The 15,411-nt window shown below is 72.0% G+C and carries 12 protein-coding genes and 1 tRNA gene; 6 read left to right on the forward strand and 7 right to left on the reverse strand.

The window, feature by feature from the left end; all coding sequences use genetic code 11:
* The first annotated feature begins 11 nt into the window (after positions 1 to 11).
* The gene (locus ACWGO8_RS05565; protein WP_452042114.1) at positions 12 to 1,712 is read left to right on the forward strand and encodes a glycoside hydrolase family 13 protein; all 1,701 of its coding nucleotides are present in this window, start codon (positions 12 to 14) and stop codon (positions 1,710 to 1,712) included.
* Between the two features lie 145 nt (positions 1,713 to 1,857).
* Here ACWGO8_RS05565 and ACWGO8_RS05570 read toward each other — a convergent pair whose 3' ends face one another.
* Positions 1,858 to 2,550: an endonuclease domain-containing protein gene (locus ACWGO8_RS05570; protein ID WP_452042115.1), complete on the reverse strand. Its 693-nt coding sequence runs from the start codon at positions 2,548 to 2,550 to the stop codon at positions 1,858 to 1,860.
* A 129-nt stretch (positions 2,551 to 2,679) separates the two neighbouring features.
* On the opposite strand from ACWGO8_RS05570, the gene ACWGO8_RS05575 reads away from it, so the two are divergent.
* Complete coding sequence (locus tag ACWGO8_RS05575; protein WP_452042116.1) at positions 2,680 to 3,000, forward strand: hypothetical protein; 321 nt, start codon at positions 2,680 to 2,682, stop codon at positions 2,998 to 3,000.
* 6 nt (positions 3,001 to 3,006) lie between these two features.
* On the opposite strand, the gene ACWGO8_RS05580 is transcribed toward ACWGO8_RS05575, so the two are convergent.
* Together ACWGO8_RS05580 and ACWGO8_RS05585 are read right to left on the reverse strand one after the other, a co-directional pair.
* Positions 3,007 to 5,310: a peptidoglycan DD-metalloendopeptidase family protein gene (locus tag ACWGO8_RS05580; protein WP_452042117.1), complete on the reverse strand. Its 2,304-nt coding sequence runs from the start codon at positions 5,308 to 5,310 to the stop codon at positions 3,007 to 3,009.
* 309 nt (positions 5,311 to 5,619) lie between these two features.
* Positions 5,620 to 6,450, reverse strand: a complete 831-nt coding sequence (locus ACWGO8_RS05585) for an inositol monophosphatase family protein (protein WP_452042118.1) — start codon at positions 6,448 to 6,450, stop codon at positions 5,620 to 5,622.
* A 192-nt stretch (positions 6,451 to 6,642) separates the two neighbouring features.
* On the opposite strand from ACWGO8_RS05585, the gene ACWGO8_RS05590 reads away from it, so the two are divergent.
* Positions 6,643 to 8,106, forward strand: a complete 1,464-nt coding sequence (locus ACWGO8_RS05590) for a hypothetical protein (RefSeq protein WP_452042119.1) — start codon at positions 6,643 to 6,645, stop codon at positions 8,104 to 8,106.
* A 101-nt stretch (positions 8,107 to 8,207) separates the two neighbouring features.
* Here the strand turns inward: ACWGO8_RS05590 and ACWGO8_RS05595 are convergent.
* The 3 genes from ACWGO8_RS05595 to ACWGO8_RS05605 all read right to left on the reverse strand — a co-directional run bounded on the left by ACWGO8_RS05595 (position 8,208) and on the right by ACWGO8_RS05605 (position 9,317).
* A tRNA-Tyr gene (locus ACWGO8_RS05595) sits at positions 8,208 to 8,289 on the reverse strand.
* Between the two features lie 142 nt (positions 8,290 to 8,431).
* Positions 8,432 to 9,145: a PH domain-containing protein gene (locus ACWGO8_RS05600; protein WP_452042120.1), complete on the reverse strand. Its 714-nt coding sequence runs from the start codon at positions 9,143 to 9,145 to the stop codon at positions 8,432 to 8,434.
* A 7-nt stretch (positions 9,146 to 9,152) separates the two neighbouring features.
* Positions 9,153 to 9,317 carry a hypothetical protein gene (locus tag ACWGO8_RS05605; RefSeq protein WP_376955744.1) on the reverse strand — a complete coding sequence of 55 codons (165 nt, stop codon included), beginning with the start codon at positions 9,315 to 9,317 and terminating at the stop codon, positions 9,153 to 9,155.
* 266 nt (positions 9,318 to 9,583) lie between these two features.
* Between ACWGO8_RS05605 and ACWGO8_RS05610 the strand changes: the two genes are divergently transcribed.
* Positions 9,584 to 10,603 (forward strand): LacI family DNA-binding transcriptional regulator, encoded by a 1,020-nt coding sequence (locus tag ACWGO8_RS05610; RefSeq protein WP_452042121.1) that lies wholly within the window; start codon positions 9,584 to 9,586, stop codon positions 10,601 to 10,603.
* A gap of 21 nt (positions 10,604 to 10,624) precedes the next feature.
* Here ACWGO8_RS05610 and ACWGO8_RS05615 read toward each other — a convergent pair whose 3' ends face one another.
* On the reverse strand, positions 10,625 to 11,779 hold the full coding sequence (locus ACWGO8_RS05615) for an ROK family protein (RefSeq protein WP_452042122.1): 1,155 nt from the start codon (positions 11,777 to 11,779) through the stop codon (positions 10,625 to 10,627).
* 133 nt (positions 11,780 to 11,912) lie between these two features.
* On the opposite strand from ACWGO8_RS05615, the gene ACWGO8_RS05620 reads away from it, so the two are divergent.
* Both ACWGO8_RS05620 and ACWGO8_RS05625 read left to right on the forward strand, forming a co-directional pair.
* Positions 11,913 to 14,048 carry an alpha-galactosidase gene (locus ACWGO8_RS05620; RefSeq protein WP_452042123.1) on the forward strand — a complete coding sequence of 712 codons (2,136 nt, stop codon included), beginning with the start codon at positions 11,913 to 11,915 and terminating at the stop codon, positions 14,046 to 14,048.
* A gap of 42 nt (positions 14,049 to 14,090) precedes the next feature.
* A complete protein-coding gene (locus ACWGO8_RS05625) occupies positions 14,091 to 15,410 on the forward strand; it encodes an ABC transporter substrate-binding protein (RefSeq protein ID WP_452042124.1) in 1,320 nt (439 codons plus the stop codon).
* Position 15,411: the final 1 nt, after the last annotated feature.

The following is a 15,411-nucleotide window of genomic DNA, read 5'->3' on the forward strand; positions in this document are numbered from 1 at the left end:
CAGTTCTCGTCATGACTTCCGAGTGGTGGCGCACCGCCGCGATCTACCAGATCTACCCCCGGTCCTTCGCCGACGCGAACGGCGACGGCATGGGCGACCTCGCCGGCATCACGAGCCGACTGGGCGACCTGCAGGACCTCGGCATCGACGCCATCTGGCTCTCCCCCTTCTACACGTCGCCGCAGCGCGACGCCGGCTACGACGTCGCCGACTACTGCGACGTCGACCCGCGCTTCGGCACGCTCGCCGACTTCGACGCGATGCTCGCCGAGGCGCACGCCCGCGGCATCCGCGTGATCATCGACCTCGTGCCGAACCACTCGTCAGATGAGCACGCATGGTTCCGGGCCGCCCTCGCGGCGCCGGCCGGCAGCGCCGAGCGCGCCCGGTACCTGTTCCGCGACGGCCGCGGTCCGGCCGGCGACGAGCCGCCGAACAACTGGGAGTCCGTCTTCGGCGGCCCCGCGTGGACCCGCGTCGTCGAGCCCGACGGCACCCCCGGCCAGTGGTACCTGCACCTGTTCGACAGCTCGCAGCCCGACTTCGACTGGACGAACGAGGAGGTGCGCGAGGAGTTCCGGCGCATCCTGCGGTTCTGGCTCGATCGCGGCGTCGACGGGTTCCGCGTCGACGTGGCGCACGGCATGGTGAAGGCCGACGGCCTCCCCGACTACACGCCTCCCGCCGAGGGCGGCAGCATGGGCGGCGCCGGTGGCGTCCCTGGCTCGGTTCCGCCCGACGAGGCGGGCGTGCCCCTCGAGCCCGAGATCAGCGACGAGGGCGACGGCGCGCCGTACTGGGGCCAGGACGGCGTGCACGAGATTTACCGCGACTGGCGCGCGCTGCTCGACGAGTACCCCGGCGAGCGCATCCTCGCCGCCGAGGCCTGGGTCGACCCGCTCCCCCGGGTCGCCAAGTGGGTGCGCTCCGACGAGATGCACCAGGCGTTCAACTTCGCCTACCTCGAGACACCGTGGGATGCCGCGGCGCTCCGCCGCGTGATCGACGCGTCGCTCGACGCGTTCGGCGCCGTCGGCGCGCCCTCGACCTGGGTGCTCTCGAACCACGACGTGGTGCGCCACGCCACGCGCCTCTCGGTGACCGAGGCAAACCCGCAGGGCCACGGCCTCGGCCCGCGCTCGAAGGGACTCCCCGAGTACGAGTCCGGCCTGCGCCGCGCGCGCGCCGCGACCGCGCTCATGCTCGCGCTGCCCGGCTCGTCGTACCTCTACCAGGGCGAGGAGCTCGGCCTGCCCGAGGTCATCCACCTCCCCGACGACGCCCGCCAGGACCCGACCTGGTTCCGCACCGCCGGCGAGCGATACGGCCGCGACGGATGCCGCGTGCCCATCCCGTGGGAGGGCACCGCGCCGTCCTACGGCTTCGGGCCGACGGATGCCTCGTGGCTGCCGCAGCCCGCGCAGTGGGCGTCGCTCGCGCGCGACGCGCAGCGCGGCATCCCCGGATCGACGCTCTCGCTCTACCGCGACACGCTGCGCCTGCGGCGCGAGCACGCCCTGGGCGCCGGCACGCTCGAGTGGCTGCCCGGGTTCCCCGAGTCGGTCGTCGCGCTCCGGAACGGGCCCGTCGTGGTCGTCGCGAACACGGGCACCGTGCCCGTGGAGCTGCCTGGCGGCGAGGTGCTGCTCGCGAGCGGACCGCTCGACGGGCGCACGCTCCCCTACGACACCACGGCCTGGCTGCGCGCGTAGCCGGGCGGCGCGCGCGGCACCGCCGCCACTGCCTGGCGGTTCCGCTTTGCGGCGCGGTCCGCACTGCTCGCGCTACTGGGCTGCCCACGCGAAACGCATGAGAATCGGTCGGACAGGTCCCTCAGGCAACCCATCCGGCGGATTCTCATGCATTTCGCGTGGGCAGCGGGCGTAAGGACGCCGGAATCGGCGCGAACGGTCCTGCGCCACGCCAACGGTGCTCGCCGCGCGCGACGAGCGCCAGGATCCCGGACCGCGTCCGATCCCAGTCGTGCACGACCTGCCGGTAACTGAGCCGAAGCACCACGTATCCGCGGGTGACGAGCTCGAAGTCGCGCGCGCGATCCTCGTCGAACGCGGATCCGGTGTGGAACGCCCGCCCGTCGAGCTCGATGACGAGCCGCTCGCCAACGAGGAGATCGACGCGTCCGACCCCTGAAATGGCGACCTGGACGCGAAACGGGATCCGCCGCGATCGCAGGAACAGCCGAACCTTGGTCTCGATTCCCGATTGTGCATCGGGCTCGGACAGGTCGAGCAGGGCGCGCTTCGAGGGCGGCATCCACGACCGGATGAGGTCGAGATGAGCGAGATGCAACGCGCCCGTCTCGAGGGCGGAGTCGACCGTCGCGATCGCACCTCCGACGTCACCGCAGGCGAACATCTCGGCGAGCGACCTGGTCAACGGGTCAGCTGCACGATCGAACGGGCCGGGTCGACCGTAGTGGACGCAGACCCGGTGACGTACCCTGTCGAGCGGTTGTCGACGATCATGCGGCGCCGACAGCCTGCCGGTCGAGTAGCGGACGCGGACGTGCAGTTGCGAGTCGTCGGCCACCCACAGTCCTCGCATCTTCGCGACGGTCGCAGCCGTCGCAGTCCCGCCGACTCGGACGGCCCTGACGACCTCGCGATGCGCGTCGGGGAGTGCGAACCACCCGCTCCGCACTCGAACGATCCTCCCCGCATGGAGCTCACGTCCGACGTCGCGCCGCTCGCACCCCGCGGCATCCAGCGCCGAGTACGGCAGCACGCCTTGGTTCAGCTGCAGATGCCGGATCACCGATTCCACGTGTCGAGTTTGGCAATCGGGCGAGTCCGCGAACGCGGGTCAGATCATTCTGTGGAAAGCCGTGCCGAACTGCATGAGAATCGGGCGGATATGCCGCTGACGGCGCGCATGATGGCGATTCTCATGCATTTCGCCAGGGAACAGAACCGCGAACGTCGCCGACCGCAGGTGAGCGCGCAGTTGCAGGGGTATGCAGCTGCCGGCTGGATCGCGTAGAGGCGACTAGTTCGTGTTGGCGTAGAGCCAGTCGAGCGGGTCGACCTTTGTGCCGTTGACGCCCCCGAGGCGGATCTCGAAGTGCAGGTGCGGACCTGTCGACATGCCCGTGTTGCCCGTCTGGCCGATGACGTCCGCGACGTGCACGGTGTCGCCGACCTCGAAGCGCCGCGAACCCTCGATCATGTGCGCGTACACGCTCGTGACGAGCTCGCCGTCGATCTGGTGGTCGATCATCATGACGACGCCGAGCGAGCCGCCCGAGTCGGTCGAGACGGCCACGGTGCCGTCGGCGATCGCCTGGATCTCGGCGCCGAGGCCGGGGTTGAAGTCCTGGCCGCCGTGGTCGCTCGAGCAGCCGGCGCAGTCGCGGTAGCCGAAGTGGTCGCCGATGTGCACGCCGACCGCGAAGGGCCACTGGATCGTGCCCGCCGGGTTGTTGACGAAGTCCGCCTCGGCGCGGATGCCCGCCGCCTCCGCGACCTCCGACATCGACATGTGCTCGTAACCCTCGCGCTGCACGCCCTGCGCCGCGACGACGTCGCCGTTGATCGTCACGCGCTGGCCGTCGCGACCGAAGCCCGACGTGTCCGACAGCGCGAGCGCCTGCACGTCCTCAGGCGTGAGCAGCGAGAGCGACGGGATCGTCGTGGCCACCGCGAGGAGCGCCGCGAAGCTCATCGCGACGAGGCTGGCCAGCTGTCGGGTTCCACGGCGACGGCGGGGGGCGGATGCCGCGGGCCGGGCGGCCGGGCGCGACGCCGCCTGCGGTGCCCAGCGTCGCGCCGGCCCTGCGGAACGAGGCGTCTCGCGCGTGGGCTCGGAACGCTGCGCCGAACGTCGCGTCGCAGTCGGAGCGGCGGCCGGGGCCGCATCGGACGACGAGCCGAAGTCGAGCAGGTCGGACACGCCGGTGATGTCGGCGTCGACGGGCGCGGCGTCAGCACGGCCTGCCGGCCGGTCGAGGTTCAGGGGTGCTCGCGCTGGCACGGCCGGGTCGGGACCCGGTCGGGCACCCGCCGCGGCGGAGATGGCCGACGCGAATCCGGCGGGGGCGCCGGCGGGCGGCGCGATGACGGATGCCGCGTCGGACCGGACCGGCGTCGTGGCTGCGAGGTGCGGGGCGGGCGTCGCCGCCGAGCCGAAGAGACCGGGGGTGACCCCGGATGCGGCGGCCGGAGTGGAACCCGAGGCGGCCGAGGCGGAACCCGAGGCGGCCGATGCACCGACCGAGGCAGCCCCGGCCGCGGCGACGCCGAGCGCACCCGCGACGGACGCGCCGCCGCCCGCGACGAGCGACGCGAGGTCGACGTCGCCCACGGGGCGAGGCGCCGAGGGCACGGACGATCCGCGACGAGGCCCAGCGCCCTTCGCCGATGCTTCTCGCTTCGCGGCGGCCTTCTCGGCCCGCGACGGCTTCTTGGGCTTCTCGGCCTTGCGCGGCGAACGGCCGCGAGTACCACTGACGGGCTCGTCGGACTCGTCGTCATCGCCCAGGCCCGCGAACAGTGCGTCGAACCCGCCCGCGTCTGCGCCTGCGGGCCGACGCTCTGCGCCACGGCCGCGCGCACTCGGCGCATCGGCGGGTCGGGACATGGAAGAGGCCGAGCCTCGACCGGTGGGACGGTCGGCCTGCTCGGCCTCGGGGTTGGGAATCGTCTCGGCGACGCGGCGCCGGACGGGCGCCTCGATGGTCTCGTGAGGTGCGGTGCCGAGGCCTCCGAAGAGGTCGTCGAAGCCGGGTCGCACGGGCTGCGCCGCGGCCGGCGCTGCGGGCGCCACGGGCTGCGCTGCAGGCTGCACCATCGGCGCGGGCTGCGCCGCGGTCGGATGCTGCGCGGCCGGCGCTGCGGGTGCCGTGGGCTGCGCCGGGGGCGGCAGGACCGGCGCTGCCTGAGGCTGCGGGGCGTGCGTCGCCGGCGGATACGCGGCGGGCTGCCACGCCTGCGGCTGCGAAGTCGCCTGCGGCGAAACCTGCGCAGGCTGCGTGAACACCGGCGCCGCGGACTGCGGCTGCGACACGACCGGCGCAGCCACCTGCTGCGGGAACACCAGCTCCGCCGGCTGCTGCGGGAACACCGGCGCCGAAGACTGCGACGGATACACCGGCGCCGCGGCCTGCTGCGACGGATACACCGGCGCGGCGGCCTGCGGATACCCCGACGACGCGGCCTGCTGCCCGAACCCCTGCCCCGACTGCGCGGGCGCCTGCCCCGGCTCGACCGGCCCGGCCGCAGCCGCGGCGCGCGCGGCATCCGCTGCTTCACGCTCGCGGAGCTCGCGGCGCGTCAGGGGTCGCTCAGACCGCAACGGAGACTGAGTGCCTGGCGCAGAACCGTCGGGCACGAGGTGGGGCTCGAGCACGTGGGGGGACCTTCGGCGTATCGGGGAGGTACGAACGGGGAGGTGTGCGATCACGACCTGTGTCGAGATAACGGGTTGGTAAAGACTATCCGTTCTCATATGTCTTCGCCACGCGGCGCGGAGATATCCGTCGGTCGCGACGCACGTTCGTTGCGGCATCCGCAGCAGGGCGCGCGAGGGCTCGCGGATTCGCGCGCACGCGATCGCGAACACGCACGGAATCGGCGTCTGTGGAAAACGCCGTCACGGCGCGTCTCAGGCGTCGACGCCGGCCGTCCGCAGCGCCGCGGTGAGCTCCTCGTAGAGTTCCGGCGCGGCCGCGACGAGCAGCTCGCGGTTCTCGCGTCCGCCGTGCGGGCCGCCGATCCGCGCGCCGGCCTCACGCGCGACGAGCGCACCGGCGGAGTGGTCCCACGCGTTGAGACCGCGCTCGTAGTAGCCGTCCAGGCGGCCGGCGGCGAGGGCGCACAGGTCGAGCGCAGCCGAGCCGATGCGCCGGATGTCGCGCACCTTCGTGATGAGCTCGAGCAGCACGGCGGCCTGCTCGTGCCGCCGCTCGGCGGCGTAGGAGAAGCCGGTGCCGATGAGCGCCGACGCGAGCGGCACGTCGGTGTTCACGGCGAGCTCGCGCCCCGACAGCCGGGCGCCTCCGCCCGCGGATGCCTCGAACACCTCGCCGGTCACCGGGTTGATCACGACGCCGGCGAGCGTGGTGCCGCCGACGTCGCCGCCGCCCGCGCCCTCCACCACGGCGATGCTGACCGCCCACGCCGGGATGCCGTAGAGGAAGTTGACCGTGCCGTCGATCGGGTCGACGACCCAGTCGATGCCGCTCGTGCCGATGTGCGCGGCGTCCTCCTCGCCGACGATGCCGTCGTCGGGACGCACGTCGAGGATGAACGACCGGATGAGCGCCTCGGTGTCGCGGTCGGCGGCGGTGACCACGTCGGTCGGGGTCGACTTCGTGGCTGCGACGCTCACGCCGGCCCGGCGCGCGTCGAGCGCGAACTCCGCGGCCCGTACGGCGATGTCGCGGGCGAGGTCGAGCAGGCCGTCGGATGCCCCGTGGGCGTCGAGCTGGGTCATGCCCCTCACGCTACGCCCCGGGCAGGCGCATCGCGTCGCGTCGACCTCGCGCGCCGCGCCGCGAAGGGGTCGCGCGCGTGCCGCGCTATCGTGGCGCTCGTGGCATCCTGACCACGGCGCACCGGCTGAGCGGGGGAGGCGCGGATGGGCGAGGGCACCCCCGCGGTCGTACCAGCGAGGCGGGGCGCCATCGTGGGCGCGGTCGTCGCCGTCGCTCTCGTCGCGCTCACCGTGCGGATCGCCGTGTTCGTTGCTCCCGACGCCCTGCTCTGGATGCGGGAGAACGACGACGGGATCATGTTCGCCGGTTCCGTGGCGCTGCTGCACGGCCGGTTGCCCTACGTCGACTTCGACTTCGTGCATCCCCCGGGATCCTTGCTCGCGCTCACGCCCTTCGCCCTTCTCGGCGGGGGTACCACCGAAGCGGTGGGACTTGCCGGTGCGCGGCTGTTCACGGTTGGGGTCGGTGTCGCGAACACCACCATCATCGCGCTCCTGCTCCGCCGGTTCGGGGTGGCCGCGATCCTGGTCGGCGGCGGTCTCTACGCGGTCTGGGGCGCGGCGGTCGCGACCGAGCAGACGTACCTCCTCGAGCCGTACCTCAACCTCGCGTTGCTGGTGGCCCTCCTCGCTGTCGCATCGCGACACCGGTCAGCGCCGATCGTGGCGGGCATCGCCCTCGGGCTCGCCCTCGTCACCAAGTATTGGGCGATTATCGACGTGGCGCTCGTCGCCTGGATGGTCGTCGCGATGCTCGGTCGGCGGGCGGTCGCTCGGTACTTGGTCTCTGGAGCGATCTCTGCAGGCGTCGCGGCGCTGCCGTTCTTCTTCACCGATCCCGTCGCGATGTGGTCACTGACGGTGAGCGCGCAACTGGGGCGCGGCGGCAACGATGTCCCGCTCGTGGAGCGGGCCGACGTGTTCTCGCCGTACGTGTCGTTCGAGGCCCTCCGCGAGCTCATCCCCACTGCGGCATCCGGTCTGGGGATGGCCCTTCTGCTCGCCTTCGCCGCACTCCCGGCGGTCGAGATGCTACGGGCTCGGCGCCCTCCCTCCACGTGGCCCGACGAGGCATGGTGGGTGATCATCGCGCTCGCCCACGCCTTGGTGCTGGCCGTCAGCGCCATGTTCTTCTACCACTACGCCGCCTGGCTGATGGCGCCGCTGGCGCTCTCCCTGGGCGCGGCCGTCGGGCGACTTCGGCACGTTGTGGTTCGTCGAGCCGTGCTCGCCCTGTCCCTGGTCGTGCTCGCCGTCATGGCGGCGGGCGAACTCGTCCCGGCCGAGACGACGCCGTCCGCGCGCGTGCTCCAGGCATGGGCAGCGGATCGCTCGTGCGTGGCGGGCATGACCTCGACGCTCGTAGCTGCCGATCGGGTCGCCACCAACCTCGACAACGACTGCCCGATGGACATCGACCCGCTGAGCCTGGGCATGACATTGCCGAATGCCGCGTCCCTCTCGCATCGCGACCTCGTCGAGTCCGAAGCCTGGCATGCGCGTTGGTGGTCGTACGTCGAGGGGGCGGATGCCGCCGTCATGCTGCCCAGCGAGAGGGCGTGGCTCTCCGAGGATCGGCTCGCGCACTTCGAACGGCAGTTCGTTCTGGATGACCGGATTGGGCCATACGAGCTCTGGATCCGTCAGGGCCGGTGAACCGCGGCATCCGCCCGACGACGTGGCGTCCGCCCGACGACGGTCGCCGGCCGCACCGCGGTGAAGACCACGAAAGCCCCGGCGGACCGGGGCTTCTGGGGTGGCGAGTGAGGGATTCGAACCCCCGAAGTCGTAGACAGCTGATTTACAGTCAGATCCCTTTGGCCGCTTGGGTAACTCGCCAGTCGCACCCGACCGCGTTCTGCACACAACCGGGGGCCTGTCAAGGATACCCGCGGAGTGCCGTCGTGAGAAATCGGGGCGGGCAGCTGATGCCGCGACCGCCGCTCCGGCCTACGAAGGCCTGATCGGGGCCGATTCGGCGTCAGTTCGCGGCCCTCCACCAGGGGATCTCGGCGGTGTCGTTCGGCGAATCGGGGTGGTCGGGATCGTACGGCATCGCACCGGGGTCGCCGGGCACGGTGGGGATCGGGCCCGTCGGCGCGCTGGAGGACGTGACCGGCGCGACCGTCACGGCGGGGACCGGCGGCGGCGGCACGTTCCGAGGTGGCGGCGGGGCGGCGGGGGTGTCGGGTCGCGGGACGGGTCCGCGCAGGCCCGAGCGGGCGATGACGCGCTGGATGGTGAGGCCGCGCTCGTTCGGGCGGCCGACGAAGCGGATCTCGCGCAGCCCCTGCTCCTGGGCGGCGGACTCGAACACGAAGTGCCCATAGCCGAGGATGCGGCCGATGACCGGCCGGTGCACCGAGATGTCGAGGATTCGGGCGAGCGGCATCGTGGCCTGCGATTGCGACAGGATGCCGTGCACGCGGAACACGCGCATGTTCGTGATGACGAAGCGGTCCATCTGCGCCTGGAGGATGCGCCAGCCCCCGTGGAGCGCCAGCGCGAGCGAGAGGAAGATCGGCACCCAGTACAGCGTCGACGGGAACACGCCGAGCAGCAGCAGCACCGGAATCGCGAGGATGATCTCGAGGATCGGGCCGATCACCACCGCCCAGTGCTTGCGCACCTCGTCGACGATGACCTCGCCCTCGTCGGCGATGAGGTACTTCTGGACCTTGGGGTCGAAGAGCACGCCGGCCTCAGGTGGCGAGCGAGGTGAAGAACTGGCCGATGGCCGCGCCGGCGTTCCAGACGGCGCCGACCGCGCCCTCGACGGCGTTGGCGGCGTCCTGCGGGCGCGTCACCACGTAGAAGACCGCGAAGATGACGACCGCTGCGATGAGTATGCGCTTGACCCACTTCACGCGAGCTCTCCTTCCGGCCTCAGAGGAGGCTTGGTCCGCCCCCAGGTGCATGCATCGACCCGGCCTTTTCTACCGCACGAGCGCGCCGCCGGCAACGCGCCACGCAGGCGGGGCGGCAAACGGTGTCCCGTCGATGGGGGTCACGACGGGGTCTCGGGCAGGGCCAGACGATAGGATGCCTCGTGACTCGGCCAGGCCTGGGATGACGCGCCGAGGCCCGGGATCGGTCGTCGCGCCGGCATCGGCGTGGCCGGGAATGAGGAGCCATGGCCGGGATCGAAGAGGTCGCGAAGCTCGCGGGGGTCTCCACCGCGACCGTCTCGCGTGCACTCAGCGGCCGCGGCCACGTCTCGCCGTCGTCGAAGCAGAAGGTGCTCGAGGCGGCCGCCCGGCTCGGCTACGTGGTGTCGTCGAATGCGTCGAGCCTCGCCTCGGGCCGCACGCGCAACATCGGCGTCGTGATCCCGTTCCTCAACCGGTGGTTCTTCTCCTCGGTGCTCGAGGGCGCCCAGCAGGCGCTGCTGCGGCACGGCTACGACCTCACGCTCTACAACCTGTCGGGCGACGGCCGTGAGCGCGCGAGCGTGTTCGAGCACTTCCTGCTGCGGCAGCGCGTCGACGCGGTCATCGCCGTCTCGCTCGAGCTCGCGGAGCCCGAAGTCGCGCGACTTCATGACCTCGGCAAGCCGCTCGTGGGCGTCGGTGGCCCGATCCCCGGCGTGCGCACGCTGACGATCGACGACGTCGCGGTGGCGCGCCTCGCGACCGAGCACCTGATCGGGCTCGGCCACCGCCGCATCGCGCACATCGGGGGCGACATCGAGTTCGACCTGGACTTCCACCTGCCCACGAACCGGCGCATCGGCTACGAGGGCGCGCTCCGCGATGCCGGCATCGACATCGACCCGCGCCTGTTCGCGCCCGCGGACTTCACCATCAAGGGCGGTTACCACGCGGCGAAGCAGCTGCTGGGCGTGCCGCACGACCGCCCGACCGCGATCTTCGCGGCATCCGACGAGATGGCCATCGGGTCGATCCTCGCGGCCCGCGACCTCGGGCTCGTGGTGCCTCGCGACGTGTCGATCGTGGGCATCGACGACCACGACCTGTCCGACTTCTTCGGGCTCTCGACGGTCGCGCAGTTCCCCCGGCTGCAGGGCGAGAAGGCGGTCGAGATCCTCATGGAGCAGCTCGAGCCCGACGCGGATGCCGCGCCTCCCGCCGCGACGCCCCTCCCCTACGAGCTCCGCGTGCGCTCCTCCTCGGCCCGTCCCCTGGAGCAGTAACCCCCTCAGCCGGAACCGGCGCTACTCGACCGCCGGGAGCCGTAGCCGGCCGAGCGCCGCCTGGATCGCCACGGCCGCCGCGCCCCGAGCCCACGACGCGAACCCGGCGTCGTCGACGAAGAGCTCGACGGGCGACGCCTCGGGGTCGCGGTCGGCGGCGAGCGCGGCGATCGCCACGTCGCCCACGACGTCCCAGAGCGCCATGCCCTCGCCGGCGAGCACGATCGCGTCGACCATGGCGAGGTTCGCGATGAGCGCCATCATGCGGCCGAGGGCGCGGCCCGCGGCATCCGTGATCGAGACGGCGAGCGGATGCCCCGCCGCGGCGAGCGCGAGCACCTCGTCGTAGTCGACCTCGCGCCCGAGGGCGATGCCCAGCTGCGCGGTGATGCTCGGGATGGAGAGCATGGCGCTGGAGCATCCGCGGTGCCCCTCCGGACACAGCGGGCCGTTCGGGTCGAGCGGCAGGTGCCCGCCGAGGCCGAGGCCGGAGTCGGGCGTGGTCACGACGCGGTCGTGCATCACGAGCCCGTAGCCGACGCCGGCCCCGATGGTCACGACGGCGAACGAGTCGCGGCCGCGCACGTCGCCGAACCACTGCTCGGCGGTCGTGAGCGCGGTCACGTCGTTCTCGACCGTGACGGGCACGCCGACGCGCGACTCGAGGAGGTCGGCGAGGGGCACGTCGCGCCAGCCGAGGAAGGGCGCCCGGGTGATGACGCGTCCGCCCGCGACGTTGCCGCCGACGCTCACGCCGATGCCGGCGAGGTCGGCGCCGCCCGCGTCGCGCAGCTCGTCCACGAGGCCTGCGAGCGTCGCGACGACCCCCTCGATGTCGTGGTCGTCGAGCACGCGCTCGGCCGTCGCCACGGCGCCCGCACGCAGGTCGGTGACGGCCCCGAAGGCGGTCTCCCCGGTCACCTTCATGCCGACGAACCGGCCCGCGTCCACGGGCACGTCGAGCGGCCGCGCAGGTCGACCGGTCGATCCCTGCAGGGTCTCGGATGCCTCGACGAGGAGTCCGCGATCGAGGAACGGCTTGCTCAGTCGGGTCAGGCTCGCGGGCGACAGCCCCAGCCGGCGACCGAGTTCGGCGCGCGAGATGGGTCCGTGGATGAGCACCTCACGCGCGAGGTCGCGCGCGGTGTCGCTCACCTCGGTCTCGTGCGACGTCATCGGTCGACCTCCCAGGACGGTGGATTCGTTCCATCTTGACATGAACATCGCCCGCTGAACCGAGCCCTACCCGGTTTTCACCCTCGAACGGGGGTGGATTGACAGCATGTTATTTCTGTCGTAGAAATAACTCATGCAGCGCCGCTCCGAGCTCCTCCACCTCCGCAACGGGGGGACCAGCGTCATCCTCGACGCCCGCCACGCCCCGCTGCCGGCGATGGTGTTCTGGGGCGCCGACCAGGGCGACCTCGGCGAGGCGGAGCTCGCGGCGATGGGCACGGCGGCACTCCCCCAGCGCGTCTCGGGCGGGCTCGACCAGCCCGCACCGCTCACCCTCATCCCGCAGGAGTCCTCGGGCTGGCTCGGCACGCCGGGACTCGCCGGGCACCGCGAGGGTCGCTCGTTCTCGACGAAGCTCGTCACCGAGTCGATCGAGGTCGACGCGGCATCCACCCGGGCCGTGATCGGCGCAGCGGATGCCGCGGCCGGCCTCGCGGCGACGATCACGCTCGAGGTCACCGCGTCGGGCCTCCTCCGCCAGCGCATCGCACTCGAGAACCGCGCGGCCGACCCGTACTCGGTCGCCGCGCTCGCCCCGACGTTCCCCGTGCCGGGCGACCTCGGCGAGCTCCTCGACACGACCGGACGCCACCTGCGCGAGCGGTCCCCGCAGCGCCACGCGTTCACCATCGGCACCCACCTGCGCGAGAGCCGGCGCGGACGCCCAGGCGCCGACGCGAGCCTCGTGCTCGCCGCCGGGCGCAATGGCTTCGGCTTCGAGCGCGGTCTCGTGTACGCGGTGCACGTCGCCTGGAGCGGCAACCATCGCCTCGCGGCGGAGCGCACGCCCACGGCGGAGTCGTTCCTCTCGGCGGGCGAGTTGCTCGGCGCGGGCGAGATCGTGCTCGGCGAGGGCGAGACCTACACGACGCCCTGGGCCATCGGATCGTGGGGCGACGGACTCAACGAGGTCGCGCGGCGCTTCCACGACGAGCTGCGCGCCCGCCCGCAGCATCCGCGGCGCCCCCGGCCGGTGACCCTGAACACGTGGGAGGCCGTGTACTTCGACCACGACCTCGAGACCCTCGCCACGCTCGCCGAGCGCGCCGCGGCCGCGGGCGTGGAGCGGTTCGTGCTCGACGACGGCTGGTTCCGCGGACGCCGCGACGACACCGCCGGCCTCGGCGACTGGGAGGTCGACGACACCGTGTGGCCGTCGGGCCTCGGTCCGCTCATCGAGCGCGTCCGCGGGCTCGGCATGGAGTTCGGCCTCTGGGTCGAGCCCGAGATGGTGAACCTCGACAGCGAGCTCGCCCGCGCGCACCCCGACTGGATCCTGCGCGGCCGCGACGAGCTGCCGGTGCCCGCGCGCCAGCAGTACGTGCTCGACCTCGCGAACGAGGGCGCGTGGGCGCACCTCCTCGAGCGACTCGACGCACTGCTCGCCGAACATGACATCGCGTACCTCAAGTGGGACCACAACCGCGACCTCCTCGAGGCCGGCGCGGCCGACTCGGGCCGCGCTCGCGTGCACGACAACGTCGAGGCGCTCTATCGCCTGCTCGCGGAGCTGAAGCGGCGGCATCCGGCGCTCGAGATCGAGTCGTGCGCGTCGGGCGGCGCCCGCGTCGACCTCGGCATCCTCGAGCACACCGACCGCGTCTGGACGAGCGACACCCTCGACCCCGTCGAGCGCCTGCAGATCCAGCGCTACACGAGCCTCGTCGTGCCGCCCGAGATGATGGGCGCGCACCTCACGAGCCCGACCGTGCACTCCACGGGACGCCGCGTCTCGCTCGACCTCAGCGCCGGCGTCGCGATGCTCGGCCACCTCGGCATCGAGTGGGACCTCACGGCCCTCGACGACGACGGGCTCGCCGCGGTCGCCCGCTGGGTCGACCTGCATAAGCAGTACCGTGCGCTCATCCATTCGGGCGTGCTCGTGCATGGCGACACGGCGGATGCCACGACCGACGTCCGCGGCGTCGTCGCACGCGACGGGGCATCCGCCCTCTTCACCTTCACGCAGGTCGCGACCAGCGTGACGTACCCGCCCGGACGCTTCACGCTGCCGGGCCTCGACGCCGACCGCCGGTACGCCGTGCGGATCGCAGCGGGGAGCGTGGCCGATGGACCCGGCCAGTCCCCCCTCCCCTGGGCCGAGCAGCCGATCACGCTCACCGGCCGGCTACTCGGCACGGCGGGCCTGCAGGCTCCCGTGCTCTTCCCCGCGCAGCTCGTGCTCCTCGAGCTGACTCCTCCCGACTGATCACCGCACCACCGCAATCCACAGCGCAAGGAGGCGCACACCATGACCGACCAGCCCATCCGCCCGGCGCGAGCGCACCGGCGACGAGCACGGCGCCGCCGCACGCTCGCCGTCGCGGCATCCGCAGCGCTCGGCGCCCTGCTGCTCGCGGGCTGCTCGTCGCCCGGCGACGGACGCGTGCAGCTCGATTTCTTCCAGTTCAAGGGCGAGGCGCTCGAGGACTTCGAGCAGATCATCGCCGACTTCGAGGCCGAGAACCCCGACATCGACGTGGTGCAGAACCAGGTCGCCGACGCCGACACGATCATCCGCACGCTGCTCGTGAAGGACAAGGCGCCCGACGTCATCACGCTCAACGCCAACGGCAACTTCGGCCGCCTCGCGCAGGCCGGCGTCTTCTACGACTTCTCCGACGAGCCGGTGCTGCAGACCATCAACCCGGCGGTGCAGGACATCCTCGCCGACCTGGGCAACGCCGAGGGCGAGGTCAACGGCCTCGGCTACGTCAACAACGCCAACGGCATCATCTACAACGAGGACATCTTCGAGGAGCAGGGACTCGAGGTGCCCGAGACGTGGGACGAGCTGATCGACGTGTGCGACCAGCTGCAGGCCGCCGGCATCACGCCGTTCTACGGGACGCTCGGCGACTCGTGGACCGGGCTGCCCTCGTTCAACGCGCTCGGCGCCTACCCGGCGCAGGACGACTTCTTCGAGCAGATGCGCGAGGAGGGCGAGGACGTCGGTCCCGACTCCGAGGTGTCGTTCCAGAAGGACTTCGCCGAGGCGCTCGACCAGCAGTACGAGCTGTTCTCGTACACGCAGGACGGCTACCGCGGCAAGACGTACGACGACGGCAACGCCGCGTTCGCCAATGGGGACGTCGCGATGCTCATGCAGGGCATCTGGGCGGTCAGCCCGATCAAGGACGTGAACCCCGACATCCGGGCCGGCATCTTCCCGTACCCGGCGACCGACGACCCCGCCGACCGGCTGCTCGTCTCCGGCGTCGACGTCGTGGTGACGATGGGCAAGGACACGCCGCATCGCGAGGAGGCGATGCGCTTCATCGACTACCTCTTCGAGCAGGACGTCATCGAGGAGTTCGCCGCGTCGCAGAACATGGTGCCCTCCGTCGAGGGCGCGCAGCTCAGCGACGACCCCGCCATCCAGTCGGTCGCGCCCTGGTTCGACGAGGGCCGCATCACGGGCTTCATCGACCACCAGGTCCCGCCGAGCATCCCGCTCGCCGCGATCGACCAGGAGTTCCTCTTCACCGGCGACGCGGATGCCGCGCTCGCCACCCTCGACCGCGAGTGGAGCAAGGTCGCCGCTCGCACGATCCCCGTGACGGGAGACTGAC

The organism is Agromyces sp. NPDC055661, assembly GCF_053618135.1.